The following is a 25,621-nucleotide window of genomic DNA, read 5'->3' on the forward strand; positions in this document are numbered from 1 at the left end:
TGAAACCAGAGATTTTCTGTTCATCTGCGTACATCCCGTTCATCTGCGGTTGAAAAATGCAGGTATCAGGGAACTGCCCTCCCTAATGTAGGAGTCCTGGGGAAAACGATCCGGCGCGGGTTATTGGAGGAACATCCTGAACTCCTCCGGCAGCGGGTCCCCGGCCCCCAGGGAAAGCTCGAACAGCTTCGCCACGGCACGGGCTTCCGCCAGGCGGGTCTGGCCGGGCGTCGGCTCCGTGGTGGCGGGCGGCTGCTTGATGGCTTCCTTCACCGCGGGATCCGCCAGGTGGATCCGCAGGATCGCCAGCGCGGACTTGCGGGCGATCTCCTCGGAAGCCCCCACGTCCGCCACCAGCGAGGTGTTGTAGGCGTCCAGCGCGTCGCCCGGGCGGCCCAGCGCCTCCAGGGCCAGCGCGTGGCAGTAGGAAACCTGTGCGCGCTGGTAGCCGGGGAGGCGTTGTTTCGCCCGGTCCTTGGCCAGCGCATCCAGACGGTTCCAGTTCTTCGTCCGCACCGCGTCCCAGAACACGTACATCTCGATCTGGCGGAGATGGTTCTCCCGCACCAGCGGGTCCTTGTTGAACTTCTTCAACTGCTCGGAGAGGCCGTCCAGATCGCCCAGCTTCCGCAGGCACTCCAGTTCATGGAATGCGGAGAGGGTGCCGGGGTTGTCCGGCAGGTTGGATACGGGTTCCAGAGCCTTGGTGAGCGCGGCGAACGCCAGCTTCGCCTCCCGGTAGCGGCGGTCCTGGAAAAGGTCGATCGCCGCCGTGTAGCCCGGCGGCTCGATGACATGGACGCTGGCCAGGTCGGAAACCTTGAGATCCTTCACCTCATTGCTGTCGCGCGCCTCCCGGTAGCGGATGGACACCTTCGTGGCCGTGACGATGTAGGCGCGCTGGCTCGACCCGTCCGGACGGGTCAGCAGGGCTTCGAACGCCGCTTCGCCGGGGGCGGCGTGGACGACCGCCGCCCATGCGGACAGGAGGAGGAAATGGAGGATGCCGCGCTTCATTTCACATCAGGTGAGGATCCATAGGTGCGGACGAGCTGGTCGATTTCCTTCCAGAGGGCGGATTCATCCGCGGACATGCCCGCGAGGTTCGGGCGGGTCGCGTCCAGGTAGCGGGTCCCGCTTTCCAGCGCGATGTTGCGGTCGCCGGGCTGGTTGCGCGCCCACAGCAGCTCCATCCATGACTTGATGGCGAGCGCAGTCAACCGCACCGCCGCATCCGGCGTGGACCACACCTTGGAATAGGCGGAAATGGCTTCGTCCGGCTTCCCCGTTTCCTGGAGGGAGCGGGCGAGGCACAGGTTCACCTCCGGCGCGAACTTCGTGAAGTGGAGCTTCCCGTCATTGTAAAGGTGGGCGTTCTCCACCGCCGCGGCGTGGTCGCCTTTCGCCACCATGGTCTCCACCATCCGGAACAGCGCGTATTCACGTTCCGCCCGGTTCTTCGACTGCTGGTGGATGGTCTTGAAATCGTCGATGGCCTTCTGCTTTTCCTCAGGAGAGGAGGAACGGGACCAGGTGTCCCCGCGCCCGAACAGGGAGGGGAAGCGGTAGGTCGCCTCATTGCGGGAAATGGCCTCCTCATAGAACGGCAGGGCCTCGCGCGGGGCGGAGGTGTTTTCCCGCAGGTGGTCGGCCAGTTGGAGCAGGATGGGGGTGGGTAGCTGTTTGGGGGAGAGGGAGGATTTCAACTCCTGGAACAGCTTCATGATCCGGCCGTTGCACGCCTGCTGCACCGCCAGGTCCTTCGACTCGCTGCCCAGCCGCTCATAGGCGCTGATGACGGCCATCCGCAGCAGGGCGCGGGTCGCCTGGTCTTCCGGCGGGATGCCCGGGAACTCCGCGAAGTGCTTTTCGAGCTGCTCCGGTGTATGGCGGGTCAGATAGGCCTGGGAGTATTCCTTGATGGTGTTCTCCAGTGCGTACGCGCGGTCGGTCTTCGCCAGGTCGCCGACGATGCCGGCCAACCGTTCGAGCGCCTCGTTCTGGCGGTTGATGGCGGAGAGCGGCTTCAACTGGGCCGCCGCCATCTGCGGGCGGAAGGCGGATGTCTCCGCGAAGTCCTTCCAGTAGCGGTCGGCGTAGGAGGCGGCTTCCTTCGGCGAGCGTTCCCCGAGCAAGGAGACCAATTCGAAAAGCACCTCACCCGCCATGGCGCGGTTGCCCCGCTTTTCGGCGGCTTCCAGCGCCTTCAGGTAGGCCTTCTTCGCCTCATCCGGCTGGCCCCGTGAACGCTGGATGTTGCCCTCCAGCGCCAGCGTCGCCTCGGTGACGGTGCTTTCGGGGAATGCCCTGCCTGCCACGATGTCGGCCAGGGCGGCATCGAACTCCCCGTTGGCGAAATGACAGGTCGCCCGGTCGTGGAGGGCGAAGGGCATGAAGGAATTGGAACGGGGGTCCGGGTACTTGCGGAGGAACGCGTCCAGCAGCGGCGTCGCTTCATCCCATTCCCTTAGTTTCGCCAGATTCGCCGCGCGGAAGTACTCCGCCGCCTGGGCGTTCGGGCTGCCGGGATACTTCGCGGCATGTTCCTCCAGCGGTGTTTTCGCCTTCCCATACTGGCCCAGGTAATAGAGCGAGCCGCCGATGATGTGGAGGCACTGGTCATGCTCCGGGGAGCCTTCCTTCACGGTGCCGACGGTCGCGGACGCCAGTTTCAGGGCGTCCTGGTACTTGGCGGATTGGAAAAGCGAGGAAAGCGTCAGTTGGCGGGCGATCGGCGTGCTGGTGGACGCCGGGAATTCCTGGATGAACCGGGACGTGTTCTCCGCCGTCGCCTCCATCGGTTCTCCCAGTGCGATGCCCAGGCGGATCACGTTGAAGAGATAGTCCTCCCTCCGCGCGGCATCGGGGAAGAAGGATACCAGTTGTTCATAGGAGGCGTGCGCCCCCCGAAGGTTGCCGGCCTTTTCATGGATCATGGCCGCAGCCGCCAGTTTGACGATCTCGACGGCGCCGGGGCCCCGGTAGTCCGCCTCCGTCGCGGCGAGCCGTGCCTCAAGCGACTTCCGGGTGATGAGTTCGTTGCCCTCGCTCATTTCCGCCAGCGGCCCCAGCGATGCGATGCGCGCCCGCAGGTCATCCACCACCGACTCGCTCGACGGCACGAGCTGGTAGACCGCCAGCGCCGCCGCAGGCATGTCCGCGGCGAACACATCCGCGCCCAGCTTCATGTAGATGCTGGAGAACGTGCCCATCTCATAAGGCTCGAAGGTGATGCCTCCCCGGTTCTTGCCGATGAAATCCAGAAGTGCCTGCTCGTTCTTCGTGGTGATGGCCGCGGCGGTGAGCGCTTCGAACCCGGCGACGATCCCGGCATCCGGTGTCGGGAACTGCTCCCTGTTGCTGATGGCGATCTCCAGGCTCAGGTTCCCGGCGGGGATGCGGCCCAGCTTGTAGCTGCAGATGGCCATGTTGACGTAGAGCGCGCCCGCCGGATAGGTGTCCGTCACCTTGTCCCGTTCCTCCAGGAACTTGCGGAACTGGTTGACCGCAGTCTCCCACTGTCCGGCCCCCATCGCGGCCTCGCCCCACTTGAGCAGCGCGCGTTTCTGGAAGACGTTCGAGTTTCCGTTCGACTGGCCGGGCGGGTTGGGGAAATCCCGGTAGCAGGTTTCGAAGGATGTGGCGGCCTCCGTCCATTTGCGGAGCTTCAGTTCGCAGAGTCCCTTGCGGAACCAGATGACACCGAACTGCGGGCCGATGGTCCTGAGGGCATCCGCCTGCCCGAAGCGGGAAATGATCTGGTCGAGGGTCGCCAGCGCCTCCGGCCACTTGTCCGCATTCATCTCCGCCATCGAGCGGTCCGCCAGCGCGGGGAAGCCTTCCTCCTGGGCATGGCAGGCCTGCGTTGCCACGATGGCAACGGGAACCGCCGTCAGCAGATGGAGGTGGGCCCTCATGTCAGCCCTTCCACAAAAGCCTCCCCGGCGTGGACCCGCAAGGTTGTAACGGGAGGGTGGGGGGAAATTCGTCTTCCCTTGCATTCACGCCCGGCAGGCCTTAGCACCGGGCCAGTGGCAGGTGCGAAACTGATCAACCCCGGGAAACCTTCCTGGAAGAAGACGCTGGTCCGCGCGATGATGGTCTGCGCCGGGTCAGTGGCGATCCTGCTGCCAGCCTGGCTCCCGGGCCGCAGCGGGGCGCCCATCGAGCGCGGGACGGTGGAGTTCCTGCAGGCCTCCCTGCTGGCGGCGGCCGCAGCGGTCATGCTGGGCGCGCTCGCCCATGCCGGGCCGTTCCGGCCGGTGTGCCGCGTGCTGGCCTTCGGCCTGCTCGCCGCCGTGGTCGGAGAGCTGGAAGATTTCATCTCGGGCATCCTTGGCTGGCCGTTTCCGGAGGCCTGGATCATCGGCGTGATCCTGCTTGTGGCGCTGGTCACCGCCATGAAGCACCGCAAGGCGATGGTGCTTTTTTTCAGCACGCTGGGATATCATGCGGCTTCCGGCCTCATCGGCTCCGCGCTGCTCATCCTCTACGTCTTCAACCGTGTGGTGGGCAACAAGCGGTTCTGGCAGGCATCGCTCGGGGATGCCTTCGACCCGAACATCCCCGTGATCTGCAAGAGCTATCTTGAGCTGCTTGCCTGCTACCTCATCTTCATCGGCTCCATCGGCTATGCGGTCACCCTGGCCCGCAGGCCCCCGTTATGATGCCCCGCCGGCGGCGATCATCCGCAGGTTCCTTTCGATGCGGGCGTACATCCGCTTCACGCGGCCTTTCTTGCTGAGCCGGTTGAACGCCCGGCTCAGGGTCTTGAAGGGGAGGATCGTCGAGAGGCCCAGTCCGTCGATCAGGACGAAGTGGTCGCCGTGTTGTTCGTCGTGGCCATGGACGATGTTGTGGAGGTTGAAGTCCGCCACGATGAGGTCGCTGTTGACAACGGAATCGACGAAGGTCGCCAAATCCGCCTTCACCTTGGCGTCATACCCGCCCCGCAGAAGGATCTGCCCCAGGGTTGGCGCCGGATCACCATTCCGGTCGAGCACCGCCCTGACGATCATGCCCAGGCCGTAGTCCGTATCCACGTAGCCGACGATCTTCTGGGCGAAGGGCGGCGCGTCACTTCCACCGGCGCATCCGGCGATGTATTCCTCCGTCTCACGGATGTATGAAATGTACTGCCCGAACCGGCGGCGCTTCTTGTACCACGGCGCTCCGGAACCCCAGCGTTTGTCGAGGATGTCCGGACGGATGACCTTGACCAGCAGGCCGGGATCCCGCGGATGGCGGAAGACGATCCGCATCCTGCCTTGGGCGAGTGGGGTCTCCCCCTTGAGTTCCAGAATTTCCACCGGAGGTGTCATGCGTCATCAAACACGTTGCGGAACGCCGCCGCCAGATGGGGCGTGTTGTTCCAGTTTTTCAGGAATCTGCGGCGGTCCCTGTCCCATAGCGGTCTCCATTCCTTCTCCGGAAGAAGGAAGGCCGTGGCATCCAGATCGATGAATGAGATGTTCCCGTCTGCCCCGACGATGATGTTGTTGTCCTTCAGGTCGCCATGGACCGCGCGGTGCCTGGCCAGGGTGGAGAAGGCTTCGCGCAGCGAGGTGGCAACCCGTTGGAGCAGGGGATCGCCTTCAGCCAATCCGCCGGCGAACTTTGCCAACGGGGATCCCGTGGCCTGGCGGGTGGCGAGGAATGACCGCGAGAGCCAGAGCCCGCCGAGCGATTTCCACTCGGCGACCATCAATGGGGCGGGCGTGGGGATGCCCAGAAAGCCGAGCGCGAGTCCCGCGACCCAACTGCGGTGACAGCGGGACCCGAGCATGCCGTAGGTCAGGTGCTTCGCGATGCCGGCAGGCTCGTAGTATTTGAGCACCGCAGGTTCTCCGCCACCGGCATAGGATCCGACGATGGCGCGGCTGCCGAATTTCAGGATCGTCAGTCCGGCGGGGATGCGGGCGGAGGTTTCCGGCAGCCACAGGGGCACCTCATCCGGAAAGACCGAGGAATTCACTGCGGCCGAGGCTCCCCGCAGCGGAATGGATCTGGCGGGAGGGAGATCCTTGAGAAAGGCGGCCAGGTCACTGCGGGTTGCCTCACCCATGCGGAGCCTCCTTTCCGGAAAGGAGGTCGGCGATTTTCCGGGCATTCGCCTGGGTGGTGTAGCCCAGTGCGGTGTCCCTGGCCGCTGCCCGCATCGCTTCCCGGTGCTGGGAGTTCAACCCATGGTAGGCGGCGACTTTCGCGGCGATGGAATCCGCACGCGGAAGCGGTTCTCCGGAGATCACATAGCCGTCGATCCCGTCGGTGATGACTTCGGAGGAACCGTTCGTCGTGGTCGTGAGGGCGGGAAGACCGCACGCCAGCGCCTCCAGGCAAACGTTGGCGAAGGGATCGTAGAAGGTCGGGAAAACGAAGAGGTCCGCTTCCTGGTAGGCTTTGTGGATCTCCTTGGTCGGACCTTCGAAGGTGACCAAATCCGCAACCCCCAGCCGGGCTGCGAGCCTCCGGTACGGTGCCGGGTTGTCGCGGCCGATGACCCGGAGGGTGCATGAGCGGGAGCGCTGCTTCAGGATGGCGAGCGCCTCGATGAGCGGTGCCAGCCCTTTGCGCTGGAAGTCCTGGCCGACGAACAGGAGGCGGACCGGTCCGGATGAAGGAGACCGTCCCGCGTCCGGCTGGAATTTCTCCAGGTCCACCCCGTTGTAGACCACGTGGATGCGGTCTTCCGGGTAGTCGTAGTACTCGCGGATGATCGTCTTCGACAGGCGCGAGTTGGTGATGATCATCCGGGTGTTCGCCGGATTGAGGATGGCATTCTCCAGCTCCAGGATGGCGCGGTGGCGGGGATTCAGCGTCTGGAGGAACCGGTGGAGTTTCCCCGGGTAGCGGATCTTCATCCAGTAGCGGTGGAGCGGGTCCGAAACCCGGAAGGCGTCCGACGGAAATGATCGTGAGAGGGCCAGGACGGCATCCACTTCCAGACCCGCGAGCGCCTTCTGGCTGTTCGTGTTGAAGGACCGGTTGCGGCTCCAGGAGGTGGACCGGTCCACCTCGACGGGCACGTGGACCAGGGCGGGGTGGATGTCCGGATCGAACTTCTCCGCGAGGACCCACACCTCATGTCCCATTTCCGCGAGCGAGCGGCAGAGGTTCGCGGCATAACGCTCCGCGCCGCCCTTGCGGTACGAACATTCCGAGCGGATGACGGCAACCTTCATTTCAATCCCGTGAAGCCTCCTGCCACGCGGCATACTTGCGGATGCCTTCGCGGATGGGGGTCTTCGGTTCGTAGCCGAGCAGGCGCTGTGCCTTGGACACATCCGCGTAGGTTCTTGGCACATCACCCTGCTGGTCGGGGAGCTGGCGGATGATGGCCTTGTTTCCGACGGCGTCCTCCACCAGTGAAATGAGTTCCGAGAGAGTGGTGGTGGCGGAGCCGCCCAGGTTGAAGATCTCGAACGCGGACACCTCCGTGTAGGCGGCGGCGGCGAGGACGCCTTCCACGATGTCCTCGATGTAGGTGTAGTCCCGTGCCGTGCTGCCATCCCCGTACTGGTCGATGGGCTGGCCTTCGCGGATGCAGCGGGTGAACTTGGAGATCGCCAGGTCCGGGCGCTGCCGCGGGCCATACACGGTGAAGAACCGCAGGCAGGCGCAGTGGATGCCGAAAAGGTGGGAGTAGTTCGAGCAGATGTGCTCGCCGGAGATCTTGGTCGCCGCGTAGGGGGAGATGGTGCGCTCGACAGGGTCCGTCTCCGCGAACGGGACCTTTTCGTTGATGCCGTAGACGGAGGAGGAGGAAGCGAAGATGAACCGCTTCACCCCATGGTGGCGGCAGGCATCCAGCAGGTTGAAGGTGCCGTCGATGTTGGTGGTGAAGTAGAGCTTCGGGTCGGAGATGGAGGGGCGGACGCCGGCACGCGCCGCGAGATGGATGATGGCGTCGAAGCGATGGGCGGAGAACAACCCTTCGATCAGCCCGGCGTCTCGGATGTCACCCCGGACGAGTGTGATCCTGTCGCGGATGGCGGCGATGTTGGCCTCCTTGATCGCGGGATCGTAGAAATCATTGAAATCGTCGATGACCACCACCTCGATCCCGCGGGAGAGCAGCGCCTCACAGACGTGGGAACCGATGAATCCGGCTCCGCCGGTGACGAGGACTTTCTGGAAGGGCAGCTTCATGCGTTCGCGGGACCCGGATGATGGGCCGGGTGCGTGCCACGGTCAAGGGACCAGAAATGCCGGCTTGTTCCGATTTAACGGCTTGCCAGCCTGTCCCGGCGGCTGGAGATTCCGGTGCCTTGATGCCCTTGGACCACCGGATGCTGATGCTGAAAGACCGCGCTCCCATCACAAAGGGAGGCCTCAGGCTGGTTTATGAGCATCCGGACGACCCTGCGGTGCTTGTGAAAGTCATGCGCCCCGAGGCGGTCGCGGGACGCTATGGCGAAAAGGGAACCTGGTGGCGGCGGAACCGGCGGCACGGCCCCTACATCCTGTTCGTGCGGGAGATCCGTGAATACCTGGCCGTCCGTGCCCAGGGGGGCGGGTATGAATCCTCGGTCCAGAAGATCTTCGGGTTGGTGGATACCGACATGGGCCTGGGTCTGGTGGTGGAGGCGGGACGCGGCCCGGATGGGGCTCTGGCTCCCACGGCCGCCAGGTTGATCGCGAACGGCGGTTTCGACGCAAGGGCCGCCGCGGCGCTGGAGGATTTCAATCGGGCGATTCTCGAGAGCAACGTGGTGCTCGCGGATCTCCATGAGCGCAACATCGTCTACGCCCGCATGCGTGACGGGAGCGACCGTTTCGTGATGATCGATGGCCTGGGATCCTCCACCATCCTTCCGTTCAAAAGCTGGTTCGTGGGCATCAACCGCCGCAGCAAGGAAAAGAGGATCGCCCGCCTGAACCGGCGGATCGCCGGACGGGTCGCCGCCTATGAGGCCGGCACACCCATGCCTTGAGCCGGATCTCTGTCAGCCCGGCGTGCCGCCCTGCCCAGACCGGCCCCGGTGTTTGATGAGCCTGGCGGGAACACCCACATAGATCCCGTAAGGCTCGGTGGAAGCCGTGACCACCGAACCCGCGCCGATCACACAGCCGGTCGCGATGTTCACGCCATCCAGCACCGTGACACGGGCGCCCAGCCACACGTCGTCACCGATGCTCACCCCCACCCGATCCTCTCCCTGGTCGCGGATCAGCCGTCCGGGATCGGAAAAAATGTGGTTCGCAGGAACGATGATGGTCTGCGCGGCGATGCGCACATGGGAACCGATCTTCAGCCCGCCGTGACCATATAGGATGCAGCCGGGGTTGATGGAGCAATCATCCCCGATCTCGATGGAGCCGCCATAGGCGAGCAGTTGCGTGCCGCGGTGGATCTCGCATTTCGTACCGATGGTGATCGAGCCGCCGCGGCGTTCGAGTACCGCGGACGGGTGGATCCTGCACCGGGGGCCGATCCTGCTTCCGGAAAGCAGGGCTTTCAGGCGCGAGATCGAGGATCGGACAAGCCGTTTCATGGGGTTCTGGGGGGCGGCTATTTGAGTTTCCCCAGACCGCGGAATTTCTCCAGAACCGCGGGATTGGCCACTTTGCCGTAGCTGGACTCGCCGCCCCATATATTCTGTTTCACCCACTCACCGTCCTCGATGCGCCAGACGCGCGGATCACGGAACGTGTCGCAGGTGCTGTCGAACGCCTCCTCGGACATGCCCACGTACTCGAGCCACCGGCCGAGATCGCGCATGGGCTTCACGGCGTCGTACTTGCGCACCATCCCGATGCCTTCCTCGCGTGTCATGCGCCCGGCGCGGATGTCCTTCATCGAGTGGTCCGTTGCACGGCCGTATCCGAGTTTGACGAACTTGAGGTAATCGTGGGCACCGTTCTCATGCATGTCGTCGAGGTTGGAGAACGTCCGGTAGGTCCGTTCGAACGGTTCCTGCGCGGGCCGCCAGCCGTATTTCTCCGTCATGTCATGTGCGGAGGCATGGCCGTCCCAGTTCACGAAATTGTTCAGGTAGATGCCACGGACGCCGACCTGGTCGATCTCGTCATCGGTCGGGTACATCGCCCACAGGAGGTCCTTGGGCCGCAGGCCTTCCTTCAATTCCGGGCGGCCCAGCTTCTCCAGGCCCGCGTCGGTGAAGTCATGCCAGTCATAGCCACGGAGGGCGTGCTCCAAGCGGAACTTCGCGGTGAACTCCGGGAAATCCCGGTAGGAGTACATGCCACCCAGATCCATGAAGCCGTGTTCGCCCCACATCATCAGAGGAACCTTGTAGCGGACCGCCACCTGGATGGGGGCGGAGAAGATGCCGCAGTGGTTCTGCCAGTTCATGTCCCCCTGCACGTGGAAACCGAGGCGGTTCATTTTGACCAGTGCGTCCACTTCCGGATAGATGATGATGTGGTCGCAGTTGAAGACCTCCTTCATCCGGAAGAGGTTGTATTCACCCTCCGGCAGGTAGTTGTTCCCGTGGTAGGTCACCAGCAGGACCTTGAGGCCGAGTTCCTTGGTGGCGATGTGGGTCTGGAAGTAGCTGTCCTTCCCGCCGCTCACCGGGATGATCATGTCGTAGTTGCTGTCGGAGCGGTATTCATCGACCAGTTCCTCCAGCATGCTCCACCGCCGTGTCCAGTCGATGCGGTCCTTCTGCCCGGCGACGCGGCAGCCGGAGCACACCCCTTCATCGTCGAATGTCACTGGGGTCGCCGTCAGGGCGGGATAGGTGCACTTGGAACAGTATTGCATGTCGTTCTTGGATGTTTCGGTTACTTGCGGACGAGGATGCCCTTCTTCTCCATCGCCCTTTTGCCGGCGCGGTCCGCCAGCTCCTTGAAATGCCACAGGTTCGCGGCGGCCACGGCCGAGGCTCCGGCCTGGATGCCCGCAGCGTAGTCTTCAAAGCGGCCGACACCGCTGCACGCGATGAGGGGGATCTCCACGCTCGATGCCACCAGGCTGATCAGCCGGGTGTCATAGCCCTCCGCCATCCCGTCCTCGTCGAGGGACTGCAGGAAAATCTCCCCGGCTCCGAGCTGCTCCCCGCGCTTCACCCATTCCTGGACGCTCATGCCGGTTGGCGTGCGCCCGCAGTTGGAGATCACCTCGTAGTCGTCCTTGCCACGGCGGCGCACATCGACACTCAGCACGATCGCCTGGCTGCCGAATGTCCTGGCTCCCTCTTCGATCAATTCCGGATTGTCGATCGCACCGGTGTTCAGCGTGATCTTGTCCGCCCCCCGGCTGAACCGCTCGCGCATCTCCGCGACGCTGCGGATGCGCCCTCCCCAGGTCAGCGGCATGAAGCAGGTCTTGCTGACACTTTCGAGGATCTGCAGGGGATCATCGAGCGAGCTGATCTTCGAATCGTTGCGGCGGAGGTCATAGCCGTCCTCGCGGGAAATATCGATGTAGATCAGCTCATCGACATTCCAGTCGTTGAAGCGTTCCACCTCATGGATCGGGTTGCCGATCACCTGGTGGATGGAGAATTCTTCGCTGCGGACCAGAACCCCGTTCTTGAGGAGCAGCACCGGGATGAGCCTGTTCTTCAGCATCGGATGAAATTTTCGAGGATGTGCAGCCCTGCTTTCTGGCTCTTTTCCGGGTGGAACTGGGTTGCGTGGATGTTGCCGGCCTCGATGGAGGCGACGAACTTCCCGCCGTGGTGGCACCAACCGGTGACGCAGCTCTCATCGGCGGGTTGCAGCGCGTAACTGTGGACGAAATAGAAGTCGCTGCCGGACTGCAGGCCTGCATAGAGCATTGGGTTTCCCGACAGCTCCACGTCATTCCAGCCGATGTGGGGGACCCTTGCCTCCTTGCTGCCCTCCAGGCGGGTGACCGTGCCCTTGATCCAGCCGAGACCTTCGTGGTCCCCGTGCTCGGTGCCCTTTTCCGCGATCAACTGCATCCCCAGGCAGATGCCCAGGAACGGCTTTTTTCCGGCCATCGCGTGCTGGTCCAGGGCGTCGGTCCAGCCGTCCTTGCGGAGTGCCGCCATCGCCTCGCCGAAGGCGCCGACACCGGGCAGGATGGCATGGCTGAAGCGGACGAGGTCCGCCGGGCGGCTGATGATGGCCGCCGTGGCGCCCAGAGACTCCACCGCATTGAAAACGGATCTCAGGTTGCCCTTGCCATAGTCAATGATGCAGATCGAGCTCATTCAGTTCTTCCGAGGGGGCCTTCACCCCGCGGCGCAGACTAGGGGATATCAGGGGAGAGGAAAGTATTTTTCCTGACGAAGCCCGCAGGCGGGAAGTGAGGGACGGGTCAGGATTCCGAGACATGCGCCCATTCCAACGGCGTGCCGGCCGGAAGGTCCGAGGCGGCTCTTCTCCCCAGGATCTGCGGCAGGTGCTTGGGCGGCAGGCCATTCCCGGGGCGTACGGAGCGGATGTTCCCATCGGTGAAGATCTCACCCGCGCTGACCGGCTTGGAAATGAAGAGCGAGCGGCGGAAGGCAAGTCCGGCGGCCTCCTTCGCGGTGCGCTCGTAGGTCGGCGTCCCGACAGCCTTTTCCGCGATGCGGACGGCTTCCACCATCGCCGAGAATTCGGCCGGTTCCAGCGAGAAGGCGCTGTCGGGACCTGGCTCGGAGCGGGAGTGGCAGATGTGCTTTTCGATTATCTTCGCACCCAGGGATACGGCCACCACCGGCGTGACGATGCCCATGGTATGGTCGGACAAGCCCACCGTGCAGCCGAAGGTTTCCGCCATGTGCGGGAGGCGCGCGAGGTTAGCCTCCTCCGCCGGGGCCGGGTAGGCGCTGGTGCACTTCAGCAGTGCCAGATCCTGGCAGCCGTTGTCCCGCAGCACCTGGACCGCTTCCCGGATTTCCTCAAACGTGGCCATGCCGGTGGAAAGGATCACCGGCCGGCCGGTGCGCGCCACGCAGGCGAGCAGGCCGTGGTCCACCAGCTCGAATGACGCCACTTTCTGGCAGGGCGGGTTGAACTGTTCGAGGAAATCCACCGCGGTGGAGTCAAACGGTGTCGAAAAACAGTCGATCTCCAGCGCCGCCGCCGCGTCGAAGAGGGTTTTGTGCCATTCCCAGGGGGTGTGGGCTTCCTGGTAGAGCTGGTGGAGGGTCTTCCCATCCCACAGCGTGCCGCCGCCGATGCGGAAGTGCTCGTTGTCGCAGTCCAGGGTGAGGGTGTCCGCGGTGTAGGTCTGGAGCTTCACCGCATCCGCCCCGCATTCCTTGGCGATGCGGATCAGATCGAGCGCCGACTGGATCGAGCCGTTGTGGTTGGCGGAGATCTCGGCGATGATGTAGGTCTGCGGCAGGTTCCGGAAATCGAGGCGCTTGGAGGACATGGCGGTTGGATTCAGAAGGTTCGCTGGGAAAGGAGATCCGCGGGCAGCAGCAACTCGGCCACCTCCGGCGTGGAGGAGGACAGATCGCGGAAACCGGCTTGGCGGAGCGTTTTCAGGGAAGCCGGGTTGCCGGTTCTCGCCTTGGCGAGAACACCCATCGTGGCTCCAGCCAGTTCAGTCAACGCGGCGGAGAGCATTGGCAGCGACAGGCGCTGGCCACGGAACCCGCGGTCCAGGGAGTAGGACAGCAGGTGGCGGCCATCCTCCATCTTTTCGAACCTCACTTGGCCGATCGGGCCGCGCAAGGGATCCTCGCAGACGAAAAGCAGCGTGTTCTCGGACCCCACCCGGGAGGCGAACCAGCGGAGATGGCTTTCCAGCGGGATCTCCGCGGAAGAAAGGGAGCTTGCGCGTGTTTCCGGATCGTTCGCCCAGTTGAAATAGAGCATCGCGTCTTCCGGCATCGCCCGCCGGAGGAAAAACGGCTGGTCCAGCACGACCGCCGCCGCTCGCCTCGCACCCTGGCCATCCACGGTCACGGGTTTTTCCATTCCGGCATCCGCATGGGCGATGAAGCGCTCCAGGGAGGTGACCGCGGTTCCGGACGTGGACCAGTCATCCGGCCAGCCCAGGCAGATGGCGAGGCCACGGCGGCCGAGCGCCTCCGCCACCGGTTCCTGGTTCGTGGCGATGGTGACGACCGCGGCGGGAAGTTGGTAACGCAGCCACTCGAAGCAGGTGCCGCCCCCGGCGGAGATCACGCCGTCCGCCCATGCCAGTTCGGCGGGCATGTCATCGCTCGGCCCGGCGATGTCGAGACGGTGTCTGCTTTCCCGCTTCCGGAGGTCTTCCCGGTGGGGGTTGCCCGCTCCGATGAGCACGCGGATCTCCAGGGCGGGCGTGGTCGCTGCCTCCAGCAGGTCCAGGACCCTCCCGGTGGCATTGTCCTGGTCCACTCCGCCGAGCGTGAGGAGGATTTTCCGCAGCGGGGATGCGGGCGCGGGCCTCGCGGGTGGGTTGAGGAATTCCCGGCGCAGCAGGGCGAACCGGGGGCCCGCCAGGGTGTCCGCGCCGCTGACGGAGGAGATGAACGTGCGGTCCGGAGCGTACAGGTTGTGGTTGAGGACCGCATCCGCATGCCATACCGGGCAATGTCCGTAGTCATCCACGCACATCAGCTTGTGCCCGGCATCCCGGACCGCCTGTTGGTAGTCCTCCAGAAAATGGTAGCCGTCCGCCACCACCCAGGAGGCGTGGAGGGTGCGGGCCAATTCCAGCGTGGCGGCCAGGTCCTCCCTGCCGCCAGGTTCGCCTACCACCCGGCGGAAGCCGATGCCCTCCGCCGCGATGCGTTGCTCCAGTGCCTCGGGACAGGCGGCGCACACGATGGTGGGCCTGCCGCCCAGGTCGATGATCCCCTGCGCCAGCGCGATCATGCGGGTGACGTGGCCGATGCCGAGGCGGCCCCCGGCATCCGCACGGATCAGGACGGCGGTTTCAGGGGTTCCTTTCATGCAGCAGCGCCTTTGCCATCCATTCGGCACGGGTCCAGTCTTCGGGCGTGTCGATGTCCTGGACGAGGTGGAGGGGGAGCAGGACTCCCTGGCAGCGGGCGGAGAAAATGCGGTCGTTCTCCAGCCAGGCATTCCGGGTTCCCCAGTAGAACTGTCCGGCGTCGTGGTAGGCGTGTTCCAGGTCCTGGGACCGGGTCAGCTCATGTTCCGGTTGGAACATGCTTGTCCTTCCGGCGGCATCAAGCTTCAGCGCGCGCTGGATCGGAAAGCCGAAGGAGGTGAGGGAGAGGGCGAACTCCAGCTCCGGATCCTGGTCGAGTTTCGCGAGGCCTTCCACGAGGAAGCGCGGATCCAGCAACGGGGCGGTGGCATAGATGCAGCAGACCTTTCCGACCGTCGTTCCTTCCGCCTCCAGCCACTGGATCGCGTGGCGGATCACCGGCACGGTGGGGGTGTGGTCGCCGGAGAGTTCCGGTGGCCGTATGAATGGCACTTCCGCTCCAGCCGCGAGGGCGGTTTCCCGGATCCCGGGATCATCGGTCGAAACCACGATACGGTCGAAAATCCCTGCCCGGAGGGCGGCGTCGATGGACCAGCCGATCATCGGCCGGCCGAGAAACGCTTTGATGTTCTTCCGCGGGATGCGCTTGCTGCCGCCACGTGCCGGAATGATCGCGATGTTCATGGCTGTCCGGGGGACAGGTTGCGGACGGCCGTGATGACGCGGGAAACATCGTCATCACCCAGGGATGGATGCATCGGCAGGCTCAACGCACGGACGTAGAATGCCTCCGCGATCGGACATTTGCCCGGGCCGTAACCGTAGGTCTGGCGGTACCATGGCTGCAGATGGACCGGGATGTAGAGCACCTGGGTGCCGATGCCCTGTTCCCGCAGGCGGGCCATGGCCTCCGTCCGTGACAGTCCGATGACCGGGAAGTCGATCTCGACCGTATAAAGGTGCCAGGAAAGATGCTCCCGGTCCTCTTCCTGCCGCACGCCGGGAGTAGCCAGCCATGGCAGGTCGGAGAAAGCCTCATTGTAACGGGCGGTGATGCGGCGGCGCTCCTCCGTGAAACGCGGCAGCTTCGCGAGCTGGCTGCGGCCCAGCGCGCACTGGATGTCGGTGATCCGGTAGTTGTAGCCCAGGGCGTGCATCTCGTAGGTCCACGGACCTGTCTCGGCCAGCGGGCCGCCGGAGACGCCCAGTCCCTGGAAAAGTGATGCATCACGCTCCACTCCATGGGAGCGCAGCAGACGGATGGCGGCGGCAAGCCGGTCATCGCCGGTGGTGATCATGCCTCCTTCACCGGTGGTCATGGTCTTCACCGGATGGAAGGAGAACACGGTCATGTCCGCCCACGGGTGGCCGCCGGTCTTCCATTCCTTTCCTTCGTGGACGAAGCCGCCGCCGGTCGCGTGGCTCGCATCCTCGATGACCACCGCGCCACGGGCCCGTGCGAGCGCCGCGATCCGCGGCATGTCCGCCGGTTGCCCGGCATACGCCACCGGGATGACGGCTTTGACGTCATCGGTCCAGGCGGCTTCCAGGGCTCCTGCATCCAGGTTCCGGGTCACCGGATCAATGTCGGCGAAATCCGGGACCGCGCCGATGAATGCGGCACAGTTCGCGGAGGAAAGGAATGTGTTCGGGGAGGTGATCACCCGGTCGCCCGGCTGGATCTCCGCGGCCAGCAGGCAGAGGTGGAGCGCGGCGGTCGCGTTGTTCACGGCGATCGCGTGCTTCGCGCCGGTCATCGCCGCGAACTCGCTCTCGAACGCCGTGATTTCCGGTCCGGAGGTCAGGAAATCCGAACGCAGCGCCCGGCTGACCGCGGCGATGTCCTCCTCGTCGATGGCCTGCCTTCCGTAGGGCAGGAAATCAGGGCTGGAAGTCGGCGCAGACATGTTTGCGGATCAGGGCGCGCATTTCATCCACGGAAAGCCACTCGGTGTTCTCTCCGGAATTGTAGCTGAAGTCGGAAGGGACGGCCTCGCCGCCATGATGTGCCGCGTAGCGGGCCATGAGGTCGTCACGCGTCTCTTGGTAGAGCATCGGCACGATGACGTAGTTTTTTTCCGTCTCCAGGGTGTTGGGCGCGTCGCTGGCGGTGATCATCTCCTCGTGCAGCTTCTCGCCGGGCCGGATCCCGACGACCGTCTGCGGGACGCCGGGTGCGATGGCTTCCGCCACATCGGTGATGCGGTAGGAAGGGATCTTCGGAATGTAGATCTCCCCGCCCATGGAATGTTCCAGCGCGTGCAGCACCAGATCCACGCCGCCATCCAGGGAGATGTTGAAGCGGGTCATCGCAGGATCGGTGATCGGGATCACACCCTTCCTCCGCTGTTCCATGAAGAACGGGATCACGGAACCACGGGATCCCATCACATTCCCGTAGCGGACCACGGAAAAGCGGATGTCGTGGTGGCCGCGGATGTTGTTCGCGGCGACGAAAAGCTTGTCGGAGCACAGTTTGGTGGCTCCGTAGAGGTTCACCGGAGCGGCGGCCTTGTCGGTGGAGAGCGCCACCACGTTCTTCACCCCGGCGTTGATGCACGCCTCGATCAGGTTCTGGGCGCCGAGGACGTTCGTCTTGATGCACTCGAACGGGTTGTATTCCGCCGTCGGCACCTGCTTGAGGGCCGCGGCGTGGATGACGACATCTATGCCCTCCAGGGACCGGGCGACACGGTCCGCGTCACGGATGTCGCCGATGAAGTAGCGGATCTGCGGGAACTTGGTCGGCGGAAACTCCTGCGCCATTTCGAACTGCTTGAGTTCGTCCCGGGAGAAAACCGCGAGACGTTTGATGCCGGGGTAGTCCGACAACAGGCGGGAGACGAGACGCTTGCCGAGCGAGCCTGTGCCGCCGGTGATTAGGATGCATTTGCCGTTCAACATGGAGATTGCGTGCGGTGGGAAGGTTTGGGCGGAAAAGGACCGAAGGGAAGCCAAATGCTCAAATCAATCCGTTGTGATGGAGAAGATCTTGGCGGAATGGAAGTGGACTTTGACCTGTTTGCCGGTAATCCGGCTGATGATTTCCACTTTGCGGAGGATTTCCCTGCGGTCCAGCGGGGGGAACTTGTGCTCGCCGGTATCACGCCGGTGGAAGATGGAAAGGAGCAGCCGGGACGAGCGGGTGAAGCGGCCCAGCGTGTCCCGCAGGCTCTGCAGAAATAGAGTGGGGGGAAGGCCGACCGGGGTGGTGGGCTGGCTCTCGTCCTGGCATTTGGTGATGATGCCGGTGATCAGGTCGAATCCGCTGTGGTTTTTGTTCAGGTTGCAGAGGATTTCCTCCAACTGGGCGGCACGGGTTTCGTCCAGCTCCGGCACCACACCGGAGGCCTGGATCTCCCGGATGGTGGACGAAACTTCCGGGAGGGTCCGGCAGGTCACCCCTAGCAGGTTCGGGAGGCAGACGTCGAACCGCTCGTCCACCTCCGGGTGGAAATTGATGATGGGTTTGCCGACCACCTGGGCTTCGATCGCCGTGGTGCAGCCGCCGTGGACCAGTATGGAGGAGGCCATCAGCCAGGCATAGAGGGAGCCTTCGCGGGTCACTGTCACGCGCGGGATGAAACGAAGCAGCGCCTCGTGCCTCCGGATGTCTTCGGAAGGATGGGGGCGGACAACGATCTGCCGGTCCGGGAACTCGTTGCTCAGGTGGTTGATCAGGTCGATGAAATGGCCCGCCCGCCGGATTTCAAAGCCCTCCTGTTCGATGATGCGGGTGCGGAAGGCGGTGTTCGCCGGATCCACTTTGTGGGACACCAGCAGCACGTCGATGCCGCGCGCGTTGTTCGCAACCAGATTGGTGTTGATGAGGATGAAATCCCCGAAACGGGCGTGGAGCCGGTCCGCTTCCGCCCGGTAGAGTTCGCTGAAACGGGGCGACCCCAGTTCCATCCGCGGGTGGCCGGTTGCGATGATGTGGTCCGCACAGGCGGGATTGAGGGATTTGTAGTAGTCCGCCTGGAATGTCCCCCAAGTGCACACATAGTCGTCCGCATCCATCTTCGCGATGTCCAGCCGGCGGTGCAGCTCCTCTTTCCAGAAGTCCTTGTCGCCTTCGAAAATGCCGGCTTCTTCGTCCAGTTGGACGATCCGGTGGCCCAGGTCCTTGTATTTCCGGTACTTCCACGGCCGTTTGCCGCCGATGACGTTCTTCAGGACGAGGATGGCGTTCTTCAGCCTGAGGGTGATCGGGAACAGTTGCTCATGATCCCCGAGAATGATCTGCCAATCCGGTCTGGCACAGAAGACCGCGAGGATGAGCCGGAAGTCAAATTCACGCACTTTGACTTCCACCGGGAAGAAAACGACATGTTTGCGGCGGATCAGAGACATTCTCGGGCGGTCAGGATGGGGATGAGGTGGGCGGGAAATGCTCTGGTTCCGTCCGTGGATGCGGGTGGGACGGAGCCGGGGCTGGCCTGCGTTCGCCTCAGCCCGGCCATGGCAGACGGGCTGCGGATTAAACAGCCGGGGGCAATCGGAGGGAACTAAAATATTTGGAATTGCCGGTGGTTGGGGTGACCGGTAGAAAGCGGGGTTCAACAATGACTCCGAAGTCCGATTCCCTTCCCAACGGCGGTTGTACCAATGAATTCCTGTCGCGCCCCGTGCTGGTCTATGGTCCGCGGAAGGCCGGTACCACGCTGCTGCAGAGCCTTCTGGACGGCGGTCGGGCGATGGTGATGTTGCCGGACGAGCTCAAGCTGAAATACATGTCCCGCCCGGGTTGGCCGGATGGAAAGTCAGCCGCACGGTGGTATGTGGAGAAGGGGCGCTCCTGTTTCCCTGACCTGTTCAAAGTCGCGGCGGATGACCGGACGGTGGAGGTCAAGCCGGACACCGGTGTGGCCGGGTTGAGCCGGGCGGAGTTGGAGGAGATCCTGGATCTCCGGGCCTACGCTTCCGGACTGGAGGGGCTCATGCGTGACGGCACGGCCGGCGTGAGGGAGCTCATCGAAGGGGAGGTGTGCGCCTTTGTCGGAGCCCTCAAGGAGGGGCCGGGGCAGGCGGTCTGCTGGGGTTCGAAGGAAGTGGGTGGAGATCCGGGGCATGTGACCTCGCTTTTCAGGAAATGCTTCCCGGAAGGCAGGGTCGTCTATCTGGTCAGGCAGCCGGAATTCATTTCGCGCAGCATCATCATGGACCGGCGCCGGAAGGGCAAGCGGATGAGTTTCCGCCGTCTGGTCCACGAGTGCAGGGATGCCCAGGAGGTCGTGAACTTCGGGCTGAGGCATGCCCTCGACGGAGGTCTGGTGGTGTCGTACGAGGCTCTCACCGGGGACACTCCGGCCATCACTGACAAAATCTGCAGTGAGGTGGGCCTTCCGGCCGATCCCGTCCACTCCGGTCCGACCACGCTCGGACGGGCGGTGGTGGTCGTCACATCCTCCCGCCAGACGACCAAGGTCTTCCGCCAGGAGTCCGACTGGACGAAGGATCTGACCGCGCGCGAGAAGTTCGCGATCCGGTTTTTCCGCCTGGTGGGGCCGCTCTATTACCGCCTGAAGGGTGGCCGCAAGGTGCCGTATGAGGAACTGCGTGGCGTTCTCGCCGCCAAAGGATTCTGATCCGGGCCGGCTTTGCCGGTGGCGTCAGCTCACCGGCTGACCTGCATGATCAGGGACCGCGCCCAGAACCCGCCGTAGACGATCTTGCTCTGGCGGAAGCCGTAGGACGCCGCCCAGGTCGCAAGGGATGCGGCGCTTTTCTGCTCGATCTCCTTCCCGTCTTTCAGGCGGTAGGGGAGCTGCTTGTTCCACTTGATGAGGTTGGCCGTCTCTCCGTTGAAGCGGTTGCGGATGGAGTTGGGGTTGCTCTGGAAGATGAGGACCGACTTGGTTTTCAGCCGGTCGAGGATCTCGTTCTTCGTACCCAGATACATGAGGCATTTCGAGAACACCACCACATCGTATTCGTCGAACAGAAGGTCGGCCACCTGTTGGTTGTCTGGCCACGAATCCACATCCCCTTCGATGACATCAAGCCCCTTCTGGCAGGCCGTTTCCACGGCTGGAGCGGAAATCTCGATGCCGCGCCCCTGGCAGCCCTTCGCAATCGCCGCCTTGAGCACCCGTCCGGTGCCGCAAGCCACATCCAGCACCTTGCTGCCTGCGGGAATCGCATCCACGAGGCAACGCAGCCGTGAGTTGAGGGACTTCTCCGGGTAGTGCTTCAGGGACAGAAGCCACTCGCGGTAGCCGTCATATGTGTCACCAAACTTGCTCTCGGGGGCTGCCATGGGAATATGTTAGATCGGGAGGTTTCCAGGACGCAAGTGAAACCACCCCATTGGGTTGGCGATGGATGCCCTCTCATCGGGATATATGCCGGAAGATGGATGGGTGAGGCGGCAGGATGGTCCGCGGCGGTTATGGATCCATATAAATGCCCTGGCGCGGAGAAACGGCTTCCCGTTCGCACGGGGCTCGGATTGGATCTCCGCGATGAGCTTGCGTGACCTGCCAACGAGAATCGGGATCTGGCCGGAAATCGCGTTCCTTGATGGGGTGAAGGTGCCGATCCGCGGCTCTGCCCTTTCGCCACGCATGCGCCGCCACCTGATGCGCGGCGGTTACGAGCGGGCGGAACGGAAGTTGCTCGGCCGGTTGATCCGGCCGGGAGACCGGGTGATCGAACTGGGGGCATCACTGGGCATCGTGACGTCTTTGCTTGCGAAGAAGGTGGCGCCTGGCGGGAAGGTCGCTGCGATGGAGCCCAACCGCCGGTTGCACCCTCATTTCGAGCGGCAGTTGTCCCTCAACGGGGTGGAGGCGACCTTGGTTCAGGCACTGGGTTGTCCCATTTGGGACGGTCCCGTGCCGGAGGAAATCCGTGGCCAGCGTTTCACCGCGGTGGAGAATTCCCTGTCCGGGCGTGCCGCCGGCGCGGAGGGCGATGTCGTTCCCTGGCTCACCCTCCGGGAAGTCGCGGAACAGGCCGGTCTGCCGGAGCCCACCGCCATCATCGTCGATGTGGAGGGCGGGGAGCAGGTCTGGACGGAACACGCGCCGGGCCTTCCGCCGTCCGTCCGCACCGTGATCGTGGAGATCCACCCCCATCTGATCGGGGAGGAAAAATCCGGCGGCTGTGTCCAGGCGCTCGTGAACGAAGGGTTCCGGATCGCGGGGATCAGCGGGACGGTTTTTGGGATGGTTCGTTGAGCAGGCTGGAAAGCCGTGCGAGATGAGCCTGGGGCGAGAAGCGGGAAAGGACGCTCTCCCTGACCTCCGCGAATGCCTTGGCGGACGCCTCCGGCTGGCTCCATGCCCGCTGGATCGTTGAGACAAGGGCGGCCGGGGTCGGGTCCGCGCTGACGAAGGTGTCGCGGTGGGGGCCGTAGATATCGTCCACCCCTTCGCAGGGGTAGGAGAAGGCAGGTTTGCCGGCGGTTACGGCCTCGACCAGCGAGCGTGGGAGGCCTTCACGGAAGCTGGGCAGCAACAAGGTGCCGGCGCGTTCGAGGAGGGAGGCGACACCATCGAAATTTCCGATCATCGCGACCCGGTCTCCGAGGCGCGCTCCGGTGATGGCCTGTTCCATGACAGGTAGGTAGGCGGGATCAATGTCACCCGCAAGGAGCAGCCCGGCATCCGTCTCCCCGGCATCGATGAGGGAGCGGAGCACCTGCACCGCGGCCGCCTGGTTCTTCCGCGGGCTGAGCTTTCCGACAACGAGCAGCCAGCGGCGGACCTCCGGATAGGGTAGGAGGAGCTGGTCCAGTTTCCGGGTGTCCCCGGCATCCACCGCAGGGACGCTCACGGAATTGAAGAGGACCTGGACCTTGGAGGTGAACTCCGGATGGGAGGTGAGCGCGGAGGCGATGGTGGAGGAAACCGGGAGGATCAGATCATGTTCCTGCAGGCGGTACTGGAGGGATTTGCGGACGGTCGCGATGCCATCCCTGAGGATGACGGCGGAGCGGCAGCCCAGGTGCCGGGCGATGGCGGATGCATGGGGCGCCCACCACATTTCGTTGCTGATGATCCAGTCCGGACGCCATGGCGCGAGGTCGCGCGAAATGGAACGCATGGCGGACGGGAAGCGGATCCGTTCGAAGAGCTTCCGCCACGCGGGGAGTGGGGCAATCGTCAGGGGAACGCCGATGCGGGCGCAACGCTCCGTGAACGGACCGGTTTCCGAGCAGATGACGCGCGGGCGGATGGAGCCCTCCGCCGAGATGGCGGCGAGGCTTTCGGCGAGGCTGTTCTTGGAGCCGCCCCGGCCTGCGGACTGCTGGATGAAGATGACGTTCATCGTGTGGCCCTGCATCCTGTGAAGCGACAAGGGGTCTTGCAAGAGCGGGGAAATGCGGGACACTGGCCGCCGGATGAAAAAGGCATTGATTCTGGGACGCAGCAATGGAGTGGGCCTGGACCGGGATGCCTCGCTCGTGGCGGATGCGCTCACCGGAACGGGTATGGAGGCGGTGGTGCCGCCGTTGAGGGGCGTGGGGGCATGGCTTTCCCCCCGTTGCCGGGGAGATGTCGCGATCCATCTGGAACGGGTGGCTCCATGGTGGAAGTGGAAGGCCCGGTGTCATTTCCTGATCCCGAACCAGGAGCGGTTTCCCAGGCGCTTGTTGGGAACCCTGGGCATGATCGACCATGTACTCTGCAAGTCACGGCACGCGGCGGAGGTTTTTTCAAAGCACCATTCTTCCGTCCACTACATGGGCTTCACATCGGAAGACCGCATGCTGCCGCATGTGGAGCGGGACTATGGCAGGTTCTTCCATCTGGCGGGACGCAGCACGCTGAAGAACACGGAGCTGATCCTGGAGTTGTGGCGGGATCATCCGGAGTGGCCGGAGCTCACGTTGGTCCAGCATCCGGACAACGCGCCGTCCTCCGTGCCACGGAACGTGAGGCTGTTCGACCAGTATCTGCCGGATGAGCATCTGCGGGAGTTGCAGAACAGCCACGGGGTGCATCTCTGCCCATCGTTGTCGGAAGGGTGGGGGCACTACATCGTGGAGGCCATGTCATGCCGGGCGGTGGCCGTGGTCACCGATGCACCGCCGATGAACGAGCTGGTCGCTCCCGGGCGGGGCATGACGGTTCGTGTGGATCGGAGTGAGCCGCGCCACCTGGGGTGGAATTTCCATGCCGCACGGGAGGCGTTGGAGGGTGCGATCCAATATCTGGTGGATGCCCCGCCGGACGAGAAGAGGACCATGGGAGACCGGGCGCGCCTGTGGTTTGAGGAAAACTCGGTTGCCTTCCGCAGCCGTTTCGCGGAGCTTGTGGGCCGCTTGGCGTAGAGGAGGTATGCGAGAAGTTTTCAACATGGTGCCGGAGGTGGCGGAGCTGTTCCGCGCTCATGGGATCGATCACGGGGGCGTCTGGCTGGGCGATCCTCCGGGGGCCTCCGTGGAGGCTTTGGAAATGGTCAGGATCGCCCTCTCCCTGGATGAAACCCATGATGTCTGGAGGGTGACCCTGGGGGGAAAAGGATACTATCTCAAACGGAGGTGGGAGGAGTCTCCCGGCTCCCTGTTGAGGATGCTCTGTTACGGAAAGAAGCCGGTTTCCTCCCCGATCCGGGAGATCATGCTGGCCACACGCCTGAAGGAAGCTGGATTTGCCGTGATGGAGCCGGTGGCATGGGGCGAGTGGCGCCGGAGAGGTCTCCCGGCAAAGGGGTTCCTGCTCACCCGGGAGATCGTTGGAACACCGGTGGAGAAAGTTCACACGGATGGGGATGCGGCATGCCGCCGCGACCTGCTTTTCCGCCTGGGGCGTCTCACGGGCCGGTTGCACATTGCGGGGTTTTTCCAGCACGTGCGGCTGAAGGATCTGATCGAAACGGAGGGCGGGGAGCTGGTCCTGATCGACCGGGAGGCGGCAAAACCCTGGCCGCGGAAATTTTCATGGCCGCAGGCGGTGGTTTGCCTGTCAAGAACCCTGCGCCGGACCATGAGGGATGGCCACCGCTTTTCCGCGGGTGAAGGGAGCGCGTTTTTCCGCGGATACGCCGGGGAGGTGAAGGGGAGGTCCGGTTTGACGCCGAAGGAAATCCGCCGGAGCGCGATGAAGGGGATCCGGCTGGAACTCGGAGGATGAGGCGGGAAGGGATCAGCGGACCGGCGCGGGAACTTTCACCGGCGGCTCCGGAGATGCCTTCAGCGCGGCGTCCACCACATAGGGTTCCACGATGCGGACCGCGCCGGAGGTGGTGAGCAGGACCGAGCTGGCATCCATATCCCCCGCATGGCTTTTCAGCGGTGGGGAGATGAGCAGCGCGGCGGAGGGATCTTCGGAATCCGCCGACCAGAAGTAGAGCCAGTCGCCCGCATGCTGTTTCCGGACGGTGAGCAGCTCGCTCACGTTGGTCGTGTAGCCCATCGGGTCGAGCTGCCGGATGTCAGACGGATAGGGGGCGGTGTCCGTGCCCTGTGCCTGGTGGAAGGCGACCAGCGCCGTGCCGATCTGACGGACGTTGTTGAGATACGCCACTTCGTGCGCCTTCTGTTGCGAGCGGATGAACAGGGGGGTGAGAAGCCCTGCCAGGAACGCGCCTACAAAGATCAGCACGAAGCTGCCGTAGCCCAGCCAGAGGCCGGCCTTCGCCTGCCCTCTGCCTTCCAGCGCACCGCCTGTCTTGCCGATCTGTGACAGGGCGATGTGGCCGAGGATGACCGCAGGAAGAAAGGTGGTGCCGCAGGTGATCGGGCTGAGGATGCCGCAGACCATGCTCGCCGTGGCCAGTCCGGATTTCGGAGGGAGCGGTGCCGCAGCAGGAGTGGGTGGCGGTTGCATGGCGGCAGGATTGCAGGCGCGGTGGAAA

Annotated in this window: 25 protein-coding genes; 6 read left to right on the forward strand and 19 right to left on the reverse strand. The window is 64.0% G+C overall.

All coding sequences use genetic code 11. The annotated features are described in order from the left end of the window. Positions 1-120 precede the first annotated feature (120 nt). Positions 121-1,017, reverse strand: a complete 897-nt coding sequence (locus OVA24_RS02130; protein WP_267673052.1) for a Mul1B family putative transporter subunit — start codon at positions 1,015-1,017, stop codon at positions 121-123. Next, on the reverse strand, positions 1,014-3,917 hold the full coding sequence (locus OVA24_RS02135; protein ID WP_267673054.1) for a tetratricopeptide repeat protein: 2,904 nt from the start codon (positions 3,915-3,917) through the stop codon (positions 1,014-1,016). The genes OVA24_RS02130 and OVA24_RS02135 overlap by 4 nt, the downstream gene beginning before the upstream one ends. A gap of 114 nt (positions 3,918-4,031) precedes the next feature. Between OVA24_RS02135 and OVA24_RS02140 the strand changes: the two genes are divergently transcribed. Next, positions 4,032-4,667 (forward strand): hypothetical protein, encoded by a 636-nt coding sequence (locus OVA24_RS02140; protein ID WP_267673055.1) that lies wholly within the window; start codon positions 4,032-4,034, stop codon positions 4,665-4,667. Here OVA24_RS02140 and OVA24_RS02145 read toward each other — a convergent pair. From OVA24_RS02145 to OVA24_RS02160, 4 genes are read right to left on the reverse strand one after another with little or no spacing between them, the layout of a single operon-like run. Beyond that, the gene (locus tag OVA24_RS02145; RefSeq protein ID WP_267673057.1) at positions 4,662-5,321 is read right to left on the reverse strand and encodes a YrbL family protein; all 660 of its coding nucleotides are present in this window, start codon (positions 5,319-5,321) and stop codon (positions 4,662-4,664) included. The two genes, OVA24_RS02140 and OVA24_RS02145, sit on opposite strands and share 6 nt — an antisense overlap. Then, entirely contained in the window at positions 5,318-6,064 is a 747-nt protein-coding gene (locus OVA24_RS02150; protein ID WP_267673059.1) for a BUD32 family EKC/KEOPS complex subunit, read from the reverse strand. The genes OVA24_RS02145 and OVA24_RS02150 overlap by 4 nt, the downstream gene beginning before the upstream one ends. Then, positions 6,057-7,181 (reverse strand): glycosyltransferase family 4 protein, encoded by a 1,125-nt coding sequence (locus OVA24_RS02155; protein ID WP_267673062.1) that lies wholly within the window; start codon positions 7,179-7,181, stop codon positions 6,057-6,059. The genes OVA24_RS02150 and OVA24_RS02155 overlap by 8 nt, the downstream gene beginning before the upstream one ends. 1 nt (position 7,182) lies before the next feature. Then, the gene (locus OVA24_RS02160; protein ID WP_267673064.1) at positions 7,183-8,148 is read right to left on the reverse strand and encodes an SDR family NAD(P)-dependent oxidoreductase; all 966 of its coding nucleotides are present in this window, start codon (positions 8,146-8,148) and stop codon (positions 7,183-7,185) included. A gap of 146 nt (positions 8,149-8,294) precedes the next feature. Here OVA24_RS02160 and OVA24_RS02165 point away from each other — a divergent pair, with 146 nt between their 5' ends. Next, a complete protein-coding gene (locus OVA24_RS02165; RefSeq protein WP_267673066.1) occupies positions 8,295-8,933 on the forward strand; it encodes a YrbL family protein in 639 nt (212 codons plus the stop codon). Positions 8,934-8,945: 12 nt separating this feature from the next. Here the strand turns inward: OVA24_RS02165 and OVA24_RS02170 are convergent, their stop codons facing one another. The 10 genes from OVA24_RS02170 to OVA24_RS02215 all read right to left on the reverse strand — a co-directional run bounded on the left by OVA24_RS02170 (position 8,946) and on the right by OVA24_RS02215 (position 19,168). Further along, positions 8,946-9,494 (reverse strand): acyltransferase, encoded by a 549-nt coding sequence (locus OVA24_RS02170; RefSeq protein WP_267673068.1) that lies wholly within the window; start codon positions 9,492-9,494, stop codon positions 8,946-8,948. A 17-nt stretch (positions 9,495-9,511) separates the two neighbouring features. After that, positions 9,512-10,729 carry an N-acetyl sugar amidotransferase gene (locus OVA24_RS02175; RefSeq protein WP_267673070.1) on the reverse strand — a complete coding sequence of 406 codons (1,218 nt, stop codon included), beginning with the start codon at positions 10,727-10,729 and terminating at the stop codon, positions 9,512-9,514. Positions 10,730-10,749: 20 nt separating this feature from the next. Further along, positions 10,750-11,538 carry an imidazole glycerol phosphate synthase subunit HisF gene (locus OVA24_RS02180; protein ID WP_267673072.1) on the reverse strand — a complete coding sequence of 263 codons (789 nt, stop codon included), beginning with the start codon at positions 11,536-11,538 and terminating at the stop codon, positions 10,750-10,752. Next, positions 11,532-12,146, reverse strand: a complete 615-nt coding sequence (hisH, locus tag OVA24_RS02185) for an imidazole glycerol phosphate synthase subunit HisH (protein ID WP_267673074.1) — start codon at positions 12,144-12,146, stop codon at positions 11,532-11,534. Before hisH ends, OVA24_RS02180 begins: the two co-directional genes overlap by 7 nt. A 107-nt stretch (positions 12,147-12,253) precedes the next feature. Beyond that, complete coding sequence (pseI, locus tag OVA24_RS02190) at positions 12,254-13,300, reverse strand: pseudaminic acid synthase (protein ID WP_267673076.1); 1,047 nt, start codon at positions 13,298-13,300, stop codon at positions 12,254-12,256. Between the two features lie 11 nt (positions 13,301-13,311). Then, positions 13,312-14,814 (reverse strand): UDP-2,4-diacetamido-2,4,6-trideoxy-beta-L-altropyranose hydrolase, encoded by a 1,503-nt coding sequence (pseG, locus tag OVA24_RS02195; protein WP_267673080.1) that lies wholly within the window; start codon positions 14,812-14,814, stop codon positions 13,312-13,314. Then, complete coding sequence (gene pseF, locus OVA24_RS02200; protein WP_267673082.1) at positions 14,798-15,499, reverse strand: pseudaminic acid cytidylyltransferase; 702 nt, start codon at positions 15,497-15,499, stop codon at positions 14,798-14,800. Before pseF ends, pseG begins: the two co-directional genes overlap by 17 nt. Further along, entirely contained in the window at positions 15,496-16,722 is a 1,227-nt protein-coding gene (gene pseC / locus OVA24_RS02205; protein WP_267673084.1) for a UDP-4-amino-4,6-dideoxy-N-acetyl-beta-L-altrosamine transaminase, read from the reverse strand. The genes pseF and pseC overlap by 4 nt, the downstream gene beginning before the upstream one ends. Beyond that, on the reverse strand, positions 16,697-17,719 hold the full coding sequence (gene pseB / locus OVA24_RS02210; RefSeq protein WP_267673087.1) for a UDP-N-acetylglucosamine 4,6-dehydratase (inverting): 1,023 nt from the start codon (positions 17,717-17,719) through the stop codon (positions 16,697-16,699). The genes pseC and pseB overlap by 26 nt, the downstream gene beginning before the upstream one ends. Positions 17,720-17,782: 63 nt before the next feature. Then, positions 17,783-19,168, reverse strand: a complete 1,386-nt coding sequence (locus tag OVA24_RS02215) for a surface carbohydrate biosynthesis protein (protein WP_267673089.1) — start codon at positions 19,166-19,168, stop codon at positions 17,783-17,785. Positions 19,169-19,380: 212 nt separating this feature from the next. Here OVA24_RS02215 and OVA24_RS02220 point away from each other — a divergent pair, with 212 nt between their 5' ends. Then, on the forward strand, positions 19,381-20,403 hold the full coding sequence (locus OVA24_RS02220) for a sulfotransferase (protein ID WP_267673090.1): 1,023 nt from the start codon (positions 19,381-19,383) through the stop codon (positions 20,401-20,403). Positions 20,404-20,432: 29 nt separating this feature from the next. On the opposite strand, the gene OVA24_RS02225 is transcribed toward OVA24_RS02220, so the two are convergent. Then, positions 20,433-21,074 (reverse strand): class I SAM-dependent methyltransferase, encoded by a 642-nt coding sequence (locus OVA24_RS02225; RefSeq protein WP_267673092.1) that lies wholly within the window; start codon positions 21,072-21,074, stop codon positions 20,433-20,435. Between the two features lie 205 nt (positions 21,075-21,279). Here OVA24_RS02225 and OVA24_RS02230 point away from each other — a divergent pair, with 205 nt between their 5' ends. After that, the gene (locus OVA24_RS02230) at positions 21,280-21,996 is read left to right on the forward strand and encodes an FkbM family methyltransferase (protein ID WP_267673094.1); all 717 of its coding nucleotides are present in this window, start codon (positions 21,280-21,282) and stop codon (positions 21,994-21,996) included. On the opposite strand, the gene OVA24_RS02235 is transcribed toward OVA24_RS02230, so the two are convergent. Beyond that, positions 21,965-23,104: a glycosyltransferase family 4 protein gene (locus OVA24_RS02235; protein ID WP_267673096.1), complete on the reverse strand. Its 1,140-nt coding sequence runs from the start codon at positions 23,102-23,104 to the stop codon at positions 21,965-21,967. The genes OVA24_RS02230 and OVA24_RS02235 overlap by 32 nt on opposite strands. Before the next feature lie 58 nt (positions 23,105-23,162). On the opposite strand from OVA24_RS02235, the gene OVA24_RS02240 reads away from it, so the two are divergent. Both OVA24_RS02240 and OVA24_RS02245 read left to right on the forward strand, forming a co-directional pair. After that, the gene (locus OVA24_RS02240; protein ID WP_267673100.1) at positions 23,163-24,095 is read left to right on the forward strand and encodes a glycosyltransferase; all 933 of its coding nucleotides are present in this window, start codon (positions 23,163-23,165) and stop codon (positions 24,093-24,095) included. A gap of 7 nt (positions 24,096-24,102) precedes the next feature. After that, a complete protein-coding gene (locus tag OVA24_RS02245) occupies positions 24,103-24,897 on the forward strand; it encodes a lipopolysaccharide kinase InaA family protein (protein ID WP_267673103.1) in 795 nt (264 codons plus the stop codon). 12 nt (positions 24,898-24,909) lie between these two features. On the opposite strand, the gene OVA24_RS02250 is transcribed toward OVA24_RS02245, so the two are convergent. Next, a complete protein-coding gene (locus tag OVA24_RS02250) occupies positions 24,910-25,593 on the reverse strand; it encodes a DUF4190 domain-containing protein (RefSeq protein WP_267673105.1) in 684 nt (227 codons plus the stop codon). Positions 25,594-25,621: the final 28 nt, after the last annotated feature.

Origin of the sequence: Luteolibacter sp. SL250 (genome assembly GCF_026625605.1) — a bacterium.
GTDB lineage: Bacteria > Verrucomicrobiota > Verrucomicrobiia > Verrucomicrobiales > Akkermansiaceae > Luteolibacter.